Source organism: Serratia sp. BNK-4 (assembly GCF_048685115.1).
Lineage (GTDB): Bacteria > Pseudomonadota > Gammaproteobacteria > Enterobacterales > Enterobacteriaceae > Serratia > Serratia bockelmannii.
Genome location: NZ_JBLQTM010000001.1, coordinates 3,089,158 through 3,108,166 on the forward strand (window position 1 = coordinate 3,089,158; position 19,009 = coordinate 3,108,166).

Annotated in this window: 16 protein-coding genes; 9 read left to right on the top strand and 7 right to left on the bottom strand. The window is 46.2% G+C overall.

Annotation, left to right across the window (positions count from 1 at the left end; translation table 11 throughout):
* Positions 1-18: 18 nt before the first annotated feature.
* Genes ACMGGW_RS14825 through ACMGGW_RS14835 form a run of 3 tightly spaced genes read left to right on the top strand, consistent with a single transcriptional unit; the run spans position 19 to position 3,841 of the window.
* Entirely contained in the window at positions 19-924 is a 906-nt protein-coding gene (locus tag ACMGGW_RS14825) for a hypothetical protein (RefSeq protein ID WP_124988805.1), read from the top strand.
* A 2-nt stretch (positions 925-926) separates the two neighbouring features.
* Positions 927-2,930, top strand: a complete 2,004-nt coding sequence (locus tag ACMGGW_RS14830) for a hypothetical protein (protein WP_197832535.1) — start codon at positions 927-929, stop codon at positions 2,928-2,930.
* Positions 2,927-3,841, top strand: a complete 915-nt coding sequence (locus ACMGGW_RS14835) for a hypothetical protein (RefSeq protein WP_197832534.1) — start codon at positions 2,927-2,929, stop codon at positions 3,839-3,841. Before ACMGGW_RS14830 ends, ACMGGW_RS14835 begins: the two co-directional genes overlap by 4 nt.
* A 49-nt stretch (positions 3,842-3,890) precedes the next feature.
* On the opposite strand, the gene ACMGGW_RS14840 is transcribed toward ACMGGW_RS14835, so the two are convergent.
* Complete coding sequence (locus ACMGGW_RS14840) at positions 3,891-5,027, bottom strand: N-6 DNA methylase (protein WP_197832533.1); 1,137 nt, start codon at positions 5,025-5,027, stop codon at positions 3,891-3,893.
* A 77-nt stretch (positions 5,028-5,104) separates the two neighbouring features.
* Here ACMGGW_RS14840 and ACMGGW_RS14845 point away from each other — a divergent pair, with 77 nt between their 5' ends.
* Positions 5,105-6,805 carry a zinc ribbon domain-containing protein gene (locus ACMGGW_RS14845; RefSeq protein WP_197832532.1) on the top strand — a complete coding sequence of 567 codons (1,701 nt, stop codon included), beginning with the start codon at positions 5,105-5,107 and terminating at the stop codon, positions 6,803-6,805.
* Entirely contained in the window at positions 6,806-7,660 is an 855-nt protein-coding gene (locus ACMGGW_RS14850; RefSeq protein WP_197832531.1) for a hypothetical protein, read from the top strand. It begins immediately after the preceding gene.
* 390 nt (positions 7,661-8,050) lie between these two features.
* Here ACMGGW_RS14850 and ACMGGW_RS14855 read toward each other — a convergent pair whose 3' ends face one another.
* The 3 genes from ACMGGW_RS14855 to ACMGGW_RS14865 form a co-directional block, all read right to left on the bottom strand.
* On the bottom strand, positions 8,051-9,259 hold the full coding sequence (locus tag ACMGGW_RS14855) for a DUF4432 family protein (protein ID WP_197832530.1): 1,209 nt from the start codon (positions 9,257-9,259) through the stop codon (positions 8,051-8,053).
* A gap of 423 nt (positions 9,260-9,682) precedes the next feature.
* The gene (locus ACMGGW_RS14860; protein ID WP_016927038.1) at positions 9,683-9,985 is read right to left on the bottom strand and encodes an XRE family transcriptional regulator; all 303 of its coding nucleotides are present in this window, start codon (positions 9,983-9,985) and stop codon (positions 9,683-9,685) included.
* A gap of 4 nt (positions 9,986-9,989) precedes the next feature.
* Positions 9,990-10,343 carry a type II toxin-antitoxin system RelE/ParE family toxin gene (locus ACMGGW_RS14865; protein WP_025303493.1) on the bottom strand — a complete coding sequence of 118 codons (354 nt, stop codon included), beginning with the start codon at positions 10,341-10,343 and terminating at the stop codon, positions 9,990-9,992.
* A gap of 438 nt (positions 10,344-10,781) precedes the next feature.
* Here ACMGGW_RS14865 and ACMGGW_RS14870 point away from each other — a divergent pair, with 438 nt between their 5' ends.
* Together ACMGGW_RS14870 and ACMGGW_RS14875 are read left to right on the top strand one after the other, a co-directional pair.
* Positions 10,782-12,077, top strand: a complete 1,296-nt coding sequence (locus ACMGGW_RS14870) for an MFS transporter (RefSeq protein WP_043143090.1) — start codon at positions 10,782-10,784, stop codon at positions 12,075-12,077.
* A gap of 26 nt (positions 12,078-12,103) precedes the next feature.
* A complete protein-coding gene (locus tag ACMGGW_RS14875) occupies positions 12,104-12,910 on the top strand; it encodes a substrate-binding domain-containing protein (protein WP_127146097.1) in 807 nt (268 codons plus the stop codon).
* Here the strand turns inward: ACMGGW_RS14875 and ACMGGW_RS14880 are convergent.
* The 3 genes from ACMGGW_RS14880 to ACMGGW_RS14890 form a co-directional block, all read right to left on the bottom strand.
* A complete protein-coding gene (locus ACMGGW_RS14880; protein WP_025303496.1) occupies positions 12,885-13,784 on the bottom strand; it encodes a LysR family transcriptional regulator in 900 nt (299 codons plus the stop codon). The two genes, ACMGGW_RS14875 and ACMGGW_RS14880, sit on opposite strands and share 26 nt — an antisense overlap.
* Positions 13,785-13,887: 103 nt before the next feature.
* Positions 13,888-14,253: a diacylglycerol kinase gene (locus tag ACMGGW_RS14885; RefSeq protein ID WP_004935528.1), complete on the bottom strand. Its 366-nt coding sequence runs from the start codon at positions 14,251-14,253 to the stop codon at positions 13,888-13,890.
* A 219-nt stretch (positions 14,254-14,472) separates the two neighbouring features.
* Positions 14,473-15,597, bottom strand: a complete 1,125-nt coding sequence (locus ACMGGW_RS14890; protein WP_043143083.1) for a hypothetical protein — start codon at positions 15,595-15,597, stop codon at positions 14,473-14,475.
* A gap of 738 nt (positions 15,598-16,335) precedes the next feature.
* Here ACMGGW_RS14890 and ACMGGW_RS14895 point away from each other — a divergent pair.
* Positions 16,336-18,075, top strand: a complete 1,740-nt coding sequence (locus ACMGGW_RS14895) for a fatty acyl-AMP ligase (protein WP_038629655.1) — start codon at positions 16,336-16,338, stop codon at positions 18,073-18,075.
* Positions 18,072-18,986 carry an NAD-dependent epimerase/dehydratase family protein gene (locus ACMGGW_RS14900; protein WP_043143080.1) on the top strand — a complete coding sequence of 305 codons (915 nt, stop codon included), beginning with the start codon at positions 18,072-18,074 and terminating at the stop codon, positions 18,984-18,986. The genes ACMGGW_RS14895 and ACMGGW_RS14900 overlap by 4 nt, the downstream gene beginning before the upstream one ends.
* The last annotated feature ends 23 nt before the right edge of the window (positions 18,987-19,009 follow it).

Below are 19,009 nucleotides of genomic sequence, written 5' to 3' on the forward strand. Positions count from 1 at the left end.
TAACACATTGGAAAAACAATGAATTTAAATATTGATGAGCGATATGATTTCTTAATTGAAAAGTCCTTTGAAAATGCCAGAGGCATGATTAAATACAAATACATAGACAATATAAACATTCGAACATTAAATAAATGGATTGATAATTTTCAAAGTCGAGACGAAAAATACTTAAGCGCGGCCATTTTAAACTCCTTGATATTCAGAAATGAAGAGTCAATTAAGTCTATAGGCGCTGATATATTTCAAATCATGTTGCCTCAACTGCTCGAGCAAGAAGGAATATATAAAGTAAGCAATATAAAAGACTGGATGAAACTCTTGAATGGTCGCAATTGTAGAAGTATTCCAATTAGATTTACAGCCATTGATGATGTGGATAACAAAGCAGTTAAAAGTAGTAGCATCATCCTGAATACATTACAAAAATTGTTTTTTGATAGCACTCTAGGAATCAACTCACATAGTGTCACACAAAATCAAAATAACAATATAAAAGCTATCATTTTGTTTGACGATATAATCGGAACGGGATCACAACTCGAAAATTTCTTCACCAAAAGAAAATTTCATGAAAGTGATATTAAATTTATTTACATACCATTCTCAGCCGTAAATAAAACATATCAAGATCTTGAAGGTAAATTTGATAACCTAGTAATTAAGCCAGTAGAAATAATAGACGAATCACATAGTTTTTTTACTAAGGAAAATAAAATGCTAGGAGCAGTTGAAGGACTTACAGAGGAAGACTTCAAAAAATTCTATCTTCATGTGTGCAAAAGCAAAGGTATAAGTATTAATGGAAATCTTGGATATGGCGGTTTTGAGTTAACCTATTTATTTTCAAAATCAACACCCAATAACAATATTTCCATGATAGTACATAAAGATGAAAACTGGAACGAATTATTTAAGAGGTAAAAATGGCTAACATGTTAAGCTCCGTATTTGCCAAAAATCGTACAGAAGAGTTTCCTGATGACGTATATTCAAAGTATGTTCTTCCTATAAATAATCATGAAATTGATATTAGTGATGCCTCAAAGGCCTGCGTGATCGTAGGAGGGAGAGGGTCGGGAAAGACGATGTATTTAAAATACTATTGCTTTCCAACAATTTTGAGTTCAAATAGATCTGATATTGATTTAAAAAATTTGAAGAACCTAGGGCTTTATTGGAGACCTGATACATCATTTACACAACATATATCACAAAATTGGCTTGGACAATATTGGTCAAGTGCATTTAACAGCTATATGACGTTGTCTATATTAATAGAATATAATAAGTTACTCCAGACGTTGATTAATCATAATCAATTATCAGAAAATTCTAAAATATCGATAAAAAATATCGAAATTCCCGAAAGCATAACAAACCAATTATCTGTTAAAAGTGATAAGATTTATTTATTTGAAGCAAAGAAAATATTACAAAATTCATTATTCACATTATGCAACTGGATCAATTCTCCATTCACAGAAACACCTCCTTTTTCGTTAAACACAAAAGGAACTTTGTCACTTATTGCTAATGAGCTAAATACAGCTGTTAGTGAACTTGAAAACATAACATATCATATATTCATTGACGAATTTGAAAATCTTACAGAATCGCAGCAAATAATAATTAATACATTAATGAAACATGGGGAAAAACAGTTAATTTTCAGCATAGCTCATAAGAAAAATGCCATAATATCTCATGATACTTTAGGCAATGAAAAAATTGTTGAAAGGAATGATTATAGAACAATTGATTTGGAAAAACATTATAATAATAATTTTGATGTATTTGCTGGAGAAGTATTGGCTTTAAGACTGGAGGAATTTTTTGATCAGAAGCAACTTAATCTTTTTGTTCGTAAAGAAGAAAACCTAGAATACAGACAAACTCATGATTATTTGAAAGAAATAAGGAATTTAGCTGAAAGATTTTTGCCAAGCTTAACATATAGTGAAATGGCTCAAAATATTTTCAGCGATAATTCACTTTATGATAAGTTATTAGCAATTATAGCCGATGGGCTGGTTTTGCATAAAAAATCAAAAGTATTAAATGCAGAACAATTTATTGACATAAAATTTCCTGAGGCCAGTTTAGTTAATGCTGCCATATTAAATAGAAGCAATACATTACCTCATGTTTTGCTAGAACAATTCGAGGAATACAAAGGAGGAACTTCAAATAAATATCAACAGTGGATTCATAATTATTTGGTAGGTGTAATTCTTTTAATATATAAAAAATCACCTTCAAAAGATTGTCCTTTTTATTCCGGTTACAAACAATACGTTTTACTCTCAAGAGGTAACATAAGACATTTTCTGGAGTTATGTCATCAATCTGTATTGTTGAATGAGCAATTTAATGCCAAGACTTCCTCGAGAAGGCTTGACAAAATCCCCGTAAATATTCAATCTAGGGCAACAAAAAAAACAAGCGGACTAGAATTAGAAAAAATATCTGATTTAGGTTCACATGGTTCTCATTTAAAAAAAATAGCAACTAGATTGGGGAGAATATATTCATATAGCCAAACTAGAAAAAGTCAAAGTGAAGTAGAAATTAATCATTTCTCTCTGGATCTATCTGATGAAACAGAACTAAACGAAGATACTCGCACGTTACTTAATGAAGCAATAATCTGGTCTGTCCTTATCGAAGAACATAGTACTAAACAAAAAAACTCAGAATCTTTAGAAGTTAAGGATTATGTACTTCACCCTGTATTATCCGCACATTTTGGGATAAGCTACAGGAAGAAGAAAAAATTAAAATTAAACAAAGAAAGTTTAACTATAATATTTACTGCTGATGATAATAAATTCAATAGATTATTAAAAAGCTTTATTACCAAGTGGGATTTAGATGAAGAGCCTTTAGAAAATACAAATGATGTGGTAAAACAACTGGGGCTTTTATGATCACAATAAATAGAATAAGACAAAACCCAACTATAGATTCATGTTGTACTGAAGAATATGATGTTTTCTTTTGTGGTAAAGCAATTGATGAACGAACAAATACTGTTTTAAATCAAATAAAAGTTACCCCAAATTATGCGATTACGTTTGATAAGACAAACTATTCAATAACGATAGGTTCAACGCAATATAAAATATTCAGATTACAAGAATTCTTCATTTCATCCGATATCAGTAGAGTTTTAATTGATTCAACTTCACTAGGATTCCCTGAACTTCTATACCTATTGGATTCCATGAATAAGTCAGGAAAACATTTATATTGCACTATAATATATGTAGAGCCGAAAGAATATGCAAAAGAAGTATCTAAAGAAGGTGATGACGAATTTGTACTGAGTGACAAACGTTATCCATTTATTGCATTACCGGCTTTTGCTCTAGATAATCAATCTAATTCGGATGATAAAGCAACTCTAGTATCTTTTCTGGGATTTGAAAATTCTAGGTTAGGTCACATTTTAGAGCATGATGATGGTGCCAGTTATAAACAACTATTGGCTCACCTTGCTATTCCCGCTTATAAAGCAGGATGGGAAAACATTTCATTAAAACGGCATATGAAATATTTTAATATGTTGAACTCAGAATTAATAACATACCCAGGCTCTAATCCCTATGCAGTTAATGAACTTCTTAATGATATTATATCTGAACATAACAAAATTGTTATAACATCTTTAGGAACAAAACCTACTGCTATCGGAATTTGTGTTTTTCTAATAAATAACATATCAAAAAATAACGTGGATAATCAAATAGGCGCAATTTACGACTTCCCCGAAAAATCAGCTAATCGAAGTAAAGGAATTGGGCAAATTTACTCATATGAATTAGAAATATATAATTAGCTAGATTAGAAAAAGAAGCAGAGTATTAGTCATTCTTTGCTTCTTTTTTCTAACCGAATTTCATATCTGATGAAAAATATTTTCTCAATTTAATTCTAATATAGCTTTTGAAATTTTCCAGACTAATATGCTTAGCACACGTTCCTGTTGCATAATAATCTAACCATTGAGCCTTATCTTTTTCCCATGCTTGGAAAATATAATCTCTTAGAGCCGAGTCATTTATCCTCAAACAAAACACGCAATCACTTAATATCGCATCTGTGCCTGCATACAAAATGGTTCTCCCGAGAACTCTACTTCCTACTCTAGCGATCAAAATATCTCCAGATTTAACCAAGCATTCGTTTACTGGCGGCTCCCCTCTTTGATACTCTGATGGATTGCTATATGATGAAGTGTGGAAGAATGATTTTTTAGACGCCCGACATTCTTTACCCGTTTTCTTTCCTCTAAAAAGATGGAAATAATTATCAATACTATCATTCTGAGGAATTATTTTTTCATTTATAAACTCCTTATAACTTAATGAAATTGTAGTACAATTCCTCACTAAAACTAATCTTTGTGATTTTGAAGGTACATTTTTCTTAATGTGGTAGATATGTGTTTTAGCTTCTGTTTTTTTAAATGACTTATGATTGCATTCGATAATTTTTTTAATTTCGAAATTCGAAATTAAAAACGACCTTAGCCAAACAAAAGACTTTGAAGAGAAAAACATATCCGGAAGAATTATAGCTAATTCACCTCCTTTCTTTATCTTCATAATATTTAAGATTAAAAAAACTATTTCCGCCCTAATTTTTTTTGCATTAATAACCTTCGATGTCATCTTTGTGATTAAGGACAATAAATAATCATTAACTTCTATGAATTTAAATGGTGGATTGCATACAGCAACATCAAATGATTCACATGGCACAAGAGCAAATAGCTCTGGAGTGGTCGAATCGATATAATAACAAACAGCATCAGGATGTTTATTATTGAGAAACTCTACATTCTTTGCATCAATATCTGCAGCCGTTATTTTAATATCTGGAAAACGTTTCACCAATGCATCGATTAGAGCCCCCTCTCCTGCACTTAACTCTAGGCAACTTTGTGGGTACGACTGCTCAATCATGGATGCAAGCATCTCACTGACGTTGCTCTCTGTATAAAACTGTTTAAATTCAACCACTTATTTATAATTCTACTGTTTATTAAATCCTTGTGTTATCTTAACTAAATTCCTGTTTACAATCAAAGAGATTGTTTATGACTACAAACCATATCGAAAATCTCCCAGACGATCTTGACAGCTTTGAGTTTGAGGAAAGAGCCGACTACCTTCCGGACGATGTCCTTGTACGTTGGTCTCCAAATAATAGCCATTTTTACTCAGTACAAAAAAAACTAACGCAAGTTGGAGCAAAACTCTTGGTGGGACCGAGAGGCTCTGGTAAAACTCATTATATGCGACACGCTTATCTTGAATGCAGGAAAAATAAATCACTCCCTCTTCCACTATATGTGTCGTTTAATCATTATCTACGTCTAGAAACATACATTCATGAAACTTCAAATGCTATCGAGATTTTTCACACATGGGTCCTCGCCAAGATAATAAATGCATGTCATGAGGATTATGATATTTTCCCTTTTGATGATATTTCTATAGATGATATTAAAAACTTCATTATAGATATTGAGAAGCAGAATTATTTGCCAGAGCATAACAATATAATTACATCACTAAATATTGATATTGTTCAATCAATAATTGATACCTGTGCAAATTCACAAAACAGAAAAAGATCCGTTCTGTTCTTTGATGATGCTGCACTTACCTTAACAAAAGAATATATGGTTGAGTTTTTTGATATTTTCAGGAGCATTAAGACTTCAAGAATATCACCTAAGGCATCAGTATATCCAGGCACGACACAATATGGTCCAAGATTTCATTTAGGTCAAGATGCTGAACCTGTATTAATATGGCAAGACGTTGAACAAAGTGAATACATAGATTTTATGTATGCGCTCGTCAAGGAAAGATTTAACAACCAAGTCGTTGAAGATAAAGATATAAACACCCTTCTTATTTATGCATCATTCGGAATCCCAAGAGCTTATATTAATTTGATAAGAGCTTATTCTGAGTCAAAATCTAAAACTAAACAAGCAAAATTCAATCATGTTATTGAAGACAGATGCAAGTACACCTATGACGAGTATATTTCAATTATTGATAAATTACCTCAATATGGTGAATATATTAAATCTGGATGGGAACTTTTCAATAAAATATTGATGGATTTAAAAACAATAAATTATGAAAACATACAAAAGGATAAGGCTAATTATAAAAAAACAGTTTCAGTCGGTATTGAAGATATGGATTCTGACAAAATAGAAAGAATAATTAGTTTCTTAATCGAAGCAGGTCTCCTTTATGAATATACTAGCACCTCGCATGGCCGCGAGAGAAAATTACGCCGCTTTACACCACATTATGCTTTCCTTATAAAGGAAAAAACGTTTTCAATTAGCCGAGGATTTAGTGCAACGAGACTGGTTGAAATATTAACATCTCGTTCTGAAAAACATCCCTTGCGAAGGTCTGTTTTTTCGTTATTGTCTAAGGAACATTTTGAAAAAATATCGTTAACATTACCAAACTGCTCTAATTGTGGTGAAAAACGGTTATCGGACAATCAGAAATTCTGTCATAACTGCGGTAAAGAACTTATCGATGAATCATCTTTTCGTTTGTGTATGAAGAAAAACTTACTTGAACTACCTTTAACAAAATTCCAAAAGGCAGTAATCCAACAAACTAATTTCAAAACAGTTGAGGATGTTATTTCATCTAAAAACACTGCGACAGAATTTATGAAAGTTAGACAGGTCGCGCAGAAAAGAGCTGCAGCATTAGAATTTAAAGTTCGCTCATGGGTTAACGAGTTTTTAGCTTAAATGGCAGAAAAAATCATGAATAATAATAAATTTTCATATAATATATCTGGGCAAAAAATCACGCCAAACATTAATACAATAAATTTTTTTGATCAAAGTTATCAAGAACCTCAGTTTTCTGCTATAGATATTTACAATAGCAAAAAAAACATTCATATCAGATTACTAGGTGAACCAAGCGAATCAGATGAATGGAAATTGCTTGTAAACCTCATCATGCTGGGATTTATATCATTAGTTGAAAGCTATTGCCGTTGTATTATACGCAGAGTATTGATTGTTGATAAACAAGCAAGGTCATTCAGTTTCAAAAATAACGTAAGCTATGCTGCAGCTGTTTATCATGAAAAAAGTATTCTACCAGAAGCTTTATTAGAAGATGCCACATTCATCTCTGAATCAAATATACTTGACACCATTAAGATATTTACCGGATTACGTATAGATAGACAAAAATCACCATCTGTAATATCTGCTTTGCAGAAGTATGAACAAGTATGCCAACTACGGCATTGTATAGTTCATCGTTCAGGTTTATTAGGTACAAAGAATGCTTTAAAACTTGGCCTTGAACAACATTATACTTTTTTAGAAAAACCAATTATTATTAGTTATGATGCAATACAGTCTATTATTTCAGTATGTGATAATGTTGTAAAAGAATTAAATGATGAAATTTTCAACCTCCTTCTTGATGGGATTGCTCAACAATTTGAATGGACTGGAGATCTTAGAAAAGATAAAAAAACATTCTCAAAATATTTTGATGTTTTTTATTCTTCAAGCGCGAATGCTAATAAATCTGCTGAATTAAAAAAATGTTATCGCTCTTTTTGCAGCCATTATGGTTTTTAGACATTCCGTCCATCTATATGCCAAAACATAAAAGAGGGGTGAGTTGAGAAAATGTTTAACACTAATATGCTAAGGCTATTTATGAGCAACCTTCAAGATTAGTCATTAATTTTTTCGTATGTATAGGATGGTGTCGGTAGTATTGAGAGTTGATAACTTTAGGTGCTTACTATTACCAGCAATCTTTATGTTATTCATATGTACGCATCCATGTACATTTATGGTGGTCATTCTGGTGGTCTTGACAGAAAGGTAATTCAGGTTTAGCTTACTTTTTAGCCAGTTACTGGCAAAGGCGATCCCAGTCAGAGGAGCCATATTTAGAGAAGCCCGCTTAAGGAAACTTAAGCGGGCTTTTTGCTTTAACGCTAAATGCATCGACAGGCAGCGTTACTCTTTGGCTATCGGCGCGTCATTCTCTTCAATTTTTACCTTGCCCTGAATATCCGCAATCTTCTTCTCCAGATCCGCCACCTGCGCTTTGCTGTGCAGCAAGGTATAGGTCAGATCAAACTGCGCACTGGCGCCAGGCTGCAGCTGCTTAACGCGTTTTTGTTCACGCTCAATAGTGACCGGGTAGGCATAGCTGGTGCCCGGCTCAATCCCCGTCACATACCCCTGTTTTAACGTATCGGTATTCTTCCACAGCGTCAGGACGGGTAATTGGCGGGTATCGAACTGAATCGCCACCCCTTTGTCGCCCGCGTTATTGACCAGCGCCGCCAGCGTTTGATGATTCGGATCCGATAATGGCTTAATGTTAAAGACCATTTCATCGAACCCTTTGGTTCGGCCGGCATAGGTTCCCCAGGTCTTCAGCCCGGCTTTGGCATAGTCGTTAAACGGGCTGATGCTGGCCATCGGCGCCAGGAAGCGGGCGCCATTTTCCAGAATCGGCGCGCCGAAATTGCTGTGATAAATAATCTGGTAGTCATGGGGATAATCCGCCCGATTGGTTAACACATCATGCAGGCTGAAACTGTTGCTGCCAGGCACATAGCGCAATTCGGTCAGGGTTTGCAGATCGGCTTTTTTGAATGTGCTCTCTTTGATCAGGCCGCGAATACGAATTTCATACGGCGCCGTATCCGCTACCTCAACCTCAACCCGCGAGGCCGGCGTATTGCCCGCTTTGCCGTGCAACGTGTAAATTTGCCCTGCGTCGGTCACCGGATGCCCGGTCCACTCATAGCCACAACGCACCATCATCTCATTGAAACCTTCCAGCCAGCCGAGCCCATTGCGGCTTTCCAGGTTGATAAAGGCGGGGTTGACCACCTCTTTGACCGGGGAATCCCATCCCATTTTCGCGCCAAAGCCTTCTGCCCGCAGGAGGTTCATGCCGCGGGTGGGGCTCAGCGTGATGGTCAGGCCATCCTCGCTGCGGATAATGACGACTTTGCTGCCTTCTTGCTTGCCGCCGTGCAACACCTTCTGCTCAATGCTGAACGTTTTATCCTTAATCTTCAGCGCCTCGCTCGAAATCTTCCAGTTTCCTTTCTCCACGCCATCTTCAGCGCTGGTCAGCACCCAACTCTGCGCCGCCGCCTGCCCTGAAATCAGGGCCGAAAACACCGCCATCACCCATGTCTTTTTCATTTCCCTTCCCCTTTAGCTGAATCGATTTTTTATAAACAAGGAAAATCTACTGTTAAGCAGGTTAAAGAAATGTGATGAGCTTCACCGGGTGAGTATTTGACGAAATAGCGCGATAAAAATACGAATTTCATCGCAGTTTTAATGAAAGACGTTGACTTTTTGCACATGAAACGAGCTACTTATCAATATAATTTGTATCGTTTCAGCTAAGGAGCAAGGAGACAGTTACGGGCAAGCAAGACATCGCGAAGGGAGTGTGGGTGGCTTGTTTAACGCTATCCGGCCCAAACGAAAGCGCTCAGACAGCCTGCCCGTCTTGCGCCTCTTTGCTTTCACGGCCGCCTGGTTGTTTCAAAGCATCCCAGGTACGCAAAGCCCGCTCGGGGAAACCTGAGCGGGCTTTTGCTTTTCTGCCGTTAGCGCTTACAGCACAAATTCGTAGTGCGAACCGTCCGGCAGTTCGATGTCCAGGCGCAGTTTGCCGCCGGCCGCCTCAACATAGCGTTTAAGCGAAGACAGTTTCAGATCGCGGCCCGGTTTTTCCATCACGGCAACGGTCGGCTGCCTGATCCCCAGCGCCTGCGCCATTTCAACCTGCGTTTTCTGTACTTTTTCACGCAGCTCGGCAAGGTGAATGTTCAGCATGATGTCCGCCGCCAGCGCCTGCGCTTTGGCCACGACCTCGGGCTTTTCATCCGCAATAAGCTGTTCCAACGTTCTGCCCATCGCGTCACTCCTTCTCGTTTAATGTGTTCAGCCAGTTCGTGAATTCCCGATCGGCAACCTGGATCATCCGATCGTAAAAACGCTTTTCATTACCGGCTTTATTGCCCGCGCAAAGCACAATGCCAATACGGTACGGATCGAAAGCGAAGAATGCCCGCAACGGTTCGCCTCGGCACTGAATGCGCAACTCTTTCATATTGCTGTAACGTGAGCCTTTAACCGTATCGGCATAGGGTCTGGGCAGCCCCGGCCCCTTTTCCCGCAGGACCATCAATGCGGCAAGTACGCCGGCCCGATCGGCATCGCTGAGCGATCTGTACCAATGATCAAATGCATCCGTTGTTTTAATTTCCCACACGGGACCTCCCTAAAATATAGATCAGTAACTATATAGATGTAAAGCTATAGCAGAGAGGCGCAGGGATAACATGCAAAGGCATACGTGGATACTGCAAGGCTGAACGTACATCCACGTATTTTGCAAACGCAGTGCGAGGTATTCATCTTTTTACGTACGGTATCGAACAATCGTTCAGAGGCACGGGGCGCTTCCCCGCCGCCCCTTTATGAACCCTGCCACAAAAAGCGCATAACGTTTTCGGCGTTCTGCGCAGCGGGCAATGAGCGACAAACTTGTTAACGCCACGTTACATCGGGTTAGGCAACATTGTTAACGCCGATTGATGCGTCAAACGCATCGCGCCATGCGTTTATTGCGCTTATTTACTTTATTTTCCTGAGCGAGTCTTCAGCAACAGGCGCGGCGTCAAGCGCCAATAACAAACTGGAGATAAAGATGCATTCCTCTACCTCACCCATGACCACCCGGGCCAGAACCGGCGCGATACTGCGCGTCACCTCCGGCAACTTTTTAGAGCAGTTCGATTTTTTCCTGTTCGGCTTTTACGCTACCTACATCGCACACACCTTTTTCCCGGCCAGCAGCGAGTTCGCCTCGCTGATGATGACCTTCGCGGTATTCGGCGCAGGTTTTCTGATGCGCCCGATCGGCGCTGTCGTGCTAGGTGCTTACATCGATAAAGTCGGCCGCCGCAAAGGGTTGATCGTGACCCTGTCGATCATGGCCGCAGGCACCTTCCTGATCGTGCTGATCCCCTCTTACCAAAGCATCGGGCTTTGGGCGCCGCTGCTGGTGCTGTGCGGGCGTCTGTTGCAAGGCTTTTCGGCGGGCGCGGAGCTGGGCGGCGTGTCCGTCTATCTGGCTGAAATCGCCACGCCGGGCCGTAAAGGCTTCTACACCAGCTGGCAGTCCGGCAGCCAGCAGGTGGCTATCATGGTGGCGGCAGCCATGGGCTTCGCGCTCAATGCGGCGCTGGAAGAAAGCGCCATTCGCGAATGGGGCTGGCGCCTGCCTTTCCTGTTTGGCTGCCTGATCGTTCCCTTCATCTTCTTCCTGCGCCGCAAGCTGGAAGAGACGCAGGAATTTACCGCTCGCCGTCACCACCTGGCGATGCGCGACGTGTTTAAAACCCTGCTGAAAAACTGGCCGGTGGTGATCGCCGGCATGCTGATGGTCGCCATGACCACCACCGCGTTTTACCTCATCACCGTCTATGCGCCGACCTTCGGCAAAAAGGTGCTGCTGCTCAGCGCTTCAGACAGCTTGCTGGTCACCCTGCTGGTGGCGATCTCCAACTTCATCTGGCTGCCCATCGGCGGCGCGCTGTCGGATCGCTTCGGCCGCAAACCGGTTCTGGTCGCCATGACGTTGCTGACGTTGGCCACCGCCTACCCGGCGCTGAGCCTGCTCGCCGCCGCCCCCAGCTTCAGCATGATGCTGGCCGTGCTGCTGTGGCTGTCCTTCATTTACGGCCTCTACAACGGCGCGATGATCCCGGCCTTGACGGAGATCATGCCAACGGAAGTGCGGGTGGCCGGGTTCTCGCTGGCCTACAGCCTGGCGACGGCGGTGTTCGGCGGCTTTACGCCGGTAGTCTCCACTGCGTTGATCGAATACACCGGCGACAAGGCTTCACCGGGCTACTGGATGAGCTTCGCCGCGCTGTGCGCCCTGCTGGCGACGCTGTATATGTATCGCCGCATCGCCATGCCGCTGCAAACCGCGCGCTAAGCCGCCATCTCAAAAGGAATGATGTCATGCTAAAACTCACTCGTTCGATCCTCGCCGCGCTGGTGTGCGCCTCCTGCAGTACGGCGGCGCTGGCCAAAGACGTGACCGTGATGATCTCCGGCGGCTTCAAAGCCGCGCTGGAGAAGCTGGCCCCGGAGTATGAAGCCCAAAGCGGCGATAAAATCATTCTGGTGTCCGGCCCCTCGATGGGCAAAACGCCGCAGGCGATCCCCGCGCGGTTAGCGCGCGGAGAGCAAGCCGATGTGCTGATCATGGTGGGCGACGCGCTCACCCAACTGGAAAAAGAGCGCTGGACCCAGCCGGGTTCGCGCGTGGAGCTGGCCGATTCGCCGATCGGCATGGTGGTCAAACAGGGCGCGCCCAAGCCGGTGGTAAAAACGGATGCCGACCTGCGCAATGTCCTGCTGCAGGCGGACTCTTTCGCCTATTCCGACAGCGCCAGCGGCCGCTATGTCAGCGGCCAACTGTTTAAAAAGCTGGGTATCGAGGAACAGGTGAAAGGAAAGGCGCATAAGGTTGAGCGCATCCCGGTGGCCTCTGAAGTGGCGCAGGGGAAATACGCGCTGGGTTTCCAGCAGGTCAGCGAATTGCTGCCCGTGGCGGGCGTGACCTTTATCGGCGAGCTGCCGGAAAACGTGCAGTACATCACCCGCTTCGCGGGCGCGGTGACCGCCAAGGCGGAGCACCGCCGCGAAGGCAAAGCGCTGCTGGACTTCCTCACCTCCTCTCAGGCGCAGCCGACCATTCGTGCGACCGGCATGCGAACCGTGCCGGCGCCGCAGCCGGTCAGGCAGAGTGATACTGTTCAGTAATCAGCTTTTCCAACTCGGCGGCGACGAAAGACTGCATGCGGCCGCCGCGTCTGATGAGGCCTACGGTGCGTTTCACCACCGGATCGACCAGCGGTACCGACGTCAACACCGAATGCTCTGAAGCGGGCATCGACATGGCGGGCACGGCGGCAATGCCGATGCCCGCCTCAACCATGCCCAGCATGGTCGTCACATGGCGAGTTTCACACACGCTGGGGCGTTCCGGCACGAGGTGTTCCAGGCGCTGATCGAGCAGATTGCGATTGCCGGAGGTTTTATCCAGCGACACGTAATCCTGCTGATAAAACTCCCGCCAGGTGAGAGTCTTTTTACCGGCGAGCGAATGGTCACGCCGGCAGGCGGCCACGTAGACGTCCCCCACCAACGGCACAAACTCAAGATTAGGCTGCAGCCGCCCGGCGAAGCAGATGCCGAAATCGGCCTGGCCGCCGGTGACCGCCTCGATGACATTGCCTGCGCTGCCGTCGATCAGCTTAACGCGCACGCGCGGATAGCGAAGCCGGAAACGGCGTATCACGTCGGGCATGAAATAGTAGGCCGCCGATGGCACCGTGGCGACGGTGACCAGCCCCACCCGCTCCTGGCTGACCTTATCGATATCGGCCATCACCGCTTCGACGTTCATCAGTAACTGCTCCGAACGTTCGGCGAAGGCCTGCCCGTACAGCGTCAAGGTCACGCGCCGGGTGGTGCGGTCGAACAATTTGATGCCCAGCGCGTTTTCCAGCTTCTCAATCCTGCGGCTCAATGCCGACTGCGACAGGCAGATGGACTCTGCGGCCAGCCGAAAATTGCCGTACTCCACCAGCGCGCGAAACGCATAAAGATCGTTGAGATCAAAATTCACGGGCATAACGGCCAACTCTCCTTGCTGAAATGGCAGAGGACGCAAAACAACGATGATAACCGCTTATATCGCCACGGCAACCGGCTTGCTGGTTGAGCCACCAAAGCCCCTATCGCCCCAGCAGCACCATTCCCCAAATAATGATAGTCATCACCACGGCCACCAGCTGCGCTGCGCCGCCCAAATCTTTGGCGCGTTTGGATAACGGATGTAATTCCAGCGAAATGCGATCGACCACGGTTTCAATCGCCGTATTAAGCAGTTCAACCACCAATAGCAGAAAACTGCAGGTGATTAATAACAGCCGCTCTATATTTGTAATATCTAAACCAAATGTAACAACCAGTAAAATGGCGTTAATAACCAATAATTGGCGGAACGCATCTTCGGTAAGCACGGCGTCAATAAACCCGGCCCAGGAATTCCTTATGCTGTAGGTTAATCGGCTTATTCCTTTTTTCTTTTCCACAGGCATACAATCTGCTCTCGTCAAGACTGCGACAATCACTCGCGAATAAATAACGCGGCGTGAATTTATCACGAGTTTATTAATTAAGGACCTTAACTGTTCTCTTCCAGGAGGCGATGCATTCCCTCACGCGCCGTCACCCTGCCCCTGAAACGGCACCGCCCGAAAATACCCTGCCGCGGTTATTATTCTGAGAACGTGAAAAGGCGATGCGTTATCAGCCGGTTAAAGCGTTTTCTCGAACAAGCGGTAGCGCTTATAGGGAACTGCGCCGATGCGTTCTAAAATCGTCCGCATGCCGGTATTGGTTTCCAGGATCCACGACATTTCCAGCGCGTCGATATTGCGCTTCGCGAAAGGCTCGCGCAGCGCCTCAATAAGCAACAGCGCAATAATCGGCCCGATGCGGCTGAATTGATATTCCTGACGCACGCCCATCAACGGCACGCGCGCGGTGCGCACGCCGCTGACTTTCAGCCGCCACAAGAGCTTCGCCCAACCGAACGGCAATAACCGCCCCTGCAGATCGGCAATCGCTTCGTTGATGTTTGGCAGGCCGACAATAAAGGCACAGGGGGCACCATCCACCTCGGCGATATGGATCATATCGTCGGGCACCAGAAACTTCAGCTGATCCCCCATGGTGGCGAACTCATGCTCGGTGAACGGGACAAACCCCCAGTTATGCTGCCACCCGGAGTTGAACACCTCGCGCAGCACCTGCATCTCCTCGCGAAAGCGCTTGCGATTGAGGCGGCGCACGGTCACCTTTTTGCGCACCTGATCCATCATCCGGGTCAGCGACGGCGAAAAATGCAGATCGGTTCTTTTCATCCAATAGGCAAGCAAATCAATCCCTTCGCTGTAGCCCTGTTGCGCTATCTGGGCCGCGTAGTAGGGTTTCGCGTGCGTCATCAGGGCGGAAGGCGGGGTATCGAACCCTTCGACCAACAGGCCGCTTTCCTGATTGATATTGAGGCTGAATGGCCCGGTGATTTTACGCGCGCCTTTCGATCTCAGCCACTCTTCCGCGACCGTGAATAAGGTGCTGAAAACGGCGGGATCGTCAACGGCGTCAATCATGCCGAAGTGGCCGGTATCCTCGCCATGCAGCTCCCGGTGCAGAGAATCGATTTGCGCCGTGATGCGCCCAACGACTTTGCCATGTTTTTTGGCCACCCATGCCTGCCATTCAATATGGTCGGTGCCGGGATTCTTCTTTGACAGGTGCTCTTCGCGCTCGATATGCAGCGGCTCAATCCAGTTCGGATCATCGCGAAACAGTTGCGAGGGGAAAGCAATAAATTCTTTAAGTTCGCGTTTATCCAGAACTTTCTCAATACGGATCATAAATAGCCTTACGTTTTAATAAAATAATTAAATGAGCGCGCGACAACGCCTTTAGCATTTTTTATGCTGTTCTCTTTTATTGGATTGTGTATTGCCTCCGGTTCAATGATAAGAAAAACCGAATATTACCCCCTGTGAATCAGCGCATTATTGGCTCTACATTCACCCTGTGATGTCCATAATTGATAAAAAAAGGAAACAGAAAGCGGCGCAGCCAGGCTACGCTAATGGTGCTCTTTTATTATTTCGTGCTGTTATGGCAAAAGAAACTCGCCGTTTTTAGTGTACCGACTTTAATCAGGAGGTGTGCCGCCATCTTTACCACTTAATGCTCTTTTTAAGATTAGCCTTAAATGAATCGTTCACTTTTGGATTTCTTGCGGCATACTGTTTAGGAAGTGTTTAAGTTCCAAGATAGCCATGCATGAGGTCATAACCTATGAGCCGACAGTTATTTCCTGCCCGACAGATGCAGACTAAAGAACGGCGAAACCCGGATATTACAATAGCCTCTCGTATATCGCCGGGGTGCCGTTCAGGCTGATAGCACGGGCTACTCGCGCTCTGACCGGTTAATAACCGGCGTGCCGCTCAAGCACGGCAATATACGCTGTTCGCGGAATGAAGATGGTTGAATAACAAACTTATTCAAAAACCTATTCATAGTAAAACATCAATTACCTCGCCAAGAGTGATTTTTCTCTTTTGGTGATTTTTAATCTATGGCTAAGTTTGTCTATGTCTGAAACAAGTTCCGTTCATTCTCTTCCTATGCGCTATGCGGACTTCCCCACTTTAGTGGACGCGTTGGATTACGCGGCGCTGGGCAATACGGGAATGAATTTTTACGACCGTCGCAATCAACTCGTGACCGTTCTCGAATATCGCACGCTGCAGCAAAAAGCGATCTCGGGCGCGCGGCGCTTATTGTCCCTGAAGCTCAAGAAAGGCGATCGCGTGGCGCTTATCGCCGAAACCAGCGCGGGATTCGTCGAAGCCTTTTTTGCGTGCCAATATGCCGGCCTGGTGGCGGTACCGTTGGCGATCCCGATGGGCGTGGGCCAGCGCGACTCCTACACCGCCAAACTGAAAGGGCTGATCGCCAGCTGCAACCCGGCGGCGATCATCAGCAGCGAAGAGTGGACACCGCTCATCGCGTCAGCCACGGAAAACACGTCGGCGATGCACATCCTCAGCGACGAGGATTTTAACGCCTTGCCGGAGCCGGAGATCGCGTTGCCCGCGCCTTCGCCCGACGATATCGCCTACCTCCAATACACCTCGGGCAGCACCCGCTTCCCGCGCGGCGTGATCATTACCCAGCGGGCGGCCATGGCGAACCTGAACGCGATCAGCCGCGACGGGATCAAGCTGCGTGCGGGCGATCGCTGCGTTTCATGGCTGCCCTTCTATCACGACATGGGCCTGGTCGGTTTCCTGCTGACGCCGGTGGCGACCCAGCTGTCCGTCGATTATCTGCGCACGCAAGATTTCGCCATGCGCCCGATGCAGTGGCTGAAACTGATCGCCAAGAATCGCGGCACGGTGTCCGTCGCCCCGCCGTTCGGCTACGATCTGTGTCTACGCCGCAGCAACGCCAAAGAGCTGGCCGATCTGGATCTTTCCAGCTGGCGGGTTGCCGGCGTAGGCGCCGAGCCGATCCCGGCCGAGCTGCTCGGCCAGTTTGGCGAACACTTCAGCAGCATCAACTTCGACAGCAAAGCCTTCATGCCGTGTTACGGCCTGGCCGAGAACACCCTGGCGGTGAGCTTTTCCGATCCTTGCTCCGGCCCGCAAACCAACGCGGTCGACCGCGATATTTTGGAGTACGAGGGTAAAGCGGTCGCGCCGGGCAAAAAAACCCGCGCCGTCTCGACCTTCGTCAACTGCGGCCGTGCGCTGCCCGGCCACCGCATCGAGATCCGCAGCGAAACCGGGCAACCGCTGCCGGAGCGCCAGGTCGGCCATATCACGATTTCCGGCCCCAGCCTGATGAACGGCTATTTCTGCGACGATGAATCTCAGAAGCAAATTCAGGTGACCGGCTGGATGGATACCGGCGATCTGGGCTACCTGCTGGACGGCTATCTGTACGTCACCGGCCGCAAGAAGGACTTGATCATCATTCGCGGCCGCAATATCTGGCCACAGGATATCGAGTACGTCGCGGAATCCGAACCGGAAATCCGTTCCGGCGATGCGATTGCCTTCGTGACTGAAGAACACGACGAAGCGGCCAGGATCATTTTGCAAATCCAGTGCCGAGTCAGTTCGGAAGAACGCCGGGAACAAATCGTGCATTCGCTGAGCGCGCGCATTCAAAGCGAGTTCGGCATTGCGGTGGACATCGAGCTGCTGCCGCCGCACAGCATTCCCCGCACGTCATCGGGCAAACCCGCCCGTGCGGAGGCCAAAAAACGCTGGCTGAGCGCTTCGCTCTATCCGCAAATGCCGCAGCTGGCCGGTTTCGCGCAATGAGCGGCACCGTCGCAGTGACGGGCGCGACCGGCTTTATCGGCCGGCATATCGTCCAGGAACTGCTGGCGCAAGGGTTTAACGTGCGCGCCCTGACGCGGCAAGCCGGAAAAGCCGCTGCGGACAACCTGCAGTGGATCCCCGGCGCGCTGGAAGATCGGCCCTCGCTCACCGAGCTGGTGCGCGGCGCAGAATACGTCGTGCATTGTGCGGGCCAGGTGCGCGGGCATGCGGAAGCGGTGTTCACCCGCTGCAACGTCACCGGCAGCCTGAACCTGATGCAGGCGGCCAGGCAAAACGGCCGCTGCAATCGTTTCTTGTTCATGTCGTCGCTGGCGGCCCGCCATCCGGCGCTGTCCTGGTACGCCCATTCAAAACAGGCCGCCGAGCAGCAACTCATCGCCGCCTCCGGCGATATCGCGCTGGGGATTTTCCGCCCAACGGCGGTTTACGGGCCGGGCGATAAAGAGCTGAAACCGCTGTTCAACGGCCTGCTGCGCGGCGTACTGCCCCGGCTGGGCGCGCCTGAGGCCAAGCTCACTTTTCTGCACGTGAGCGATTTGGCAAAGGCGGTCAGCCAATGGGTGCAGGCCGAACCCGCGCAGCCGAATATTTACGAACTGTGCGACGGCGTGGCCGAAGGCTATAACTGGCTGCGCCTGCGCGACATCGGCGCCGCCGTGCGTCACGGGCCGGTGCGTCTGGTGGGCATTCCGCTGCCGCTGCTGAAAGCCCTGGCGGATATCAGCGTGGTGTGGAACCGCCTGGTCAAACAAGAGCCGATGCTGACGCGCAGCAAAATACGCGAATTAACGCATCACGACTGGTCCGCCAGTAATCACGCGCTGTCGCAACAGATTAATTGGTTTCCACAGGTAAGTTTGGAGCGCGCACTGCGCGAAGGGCTGTTTTAATTATTCCAATTAGAGGTGTGTCA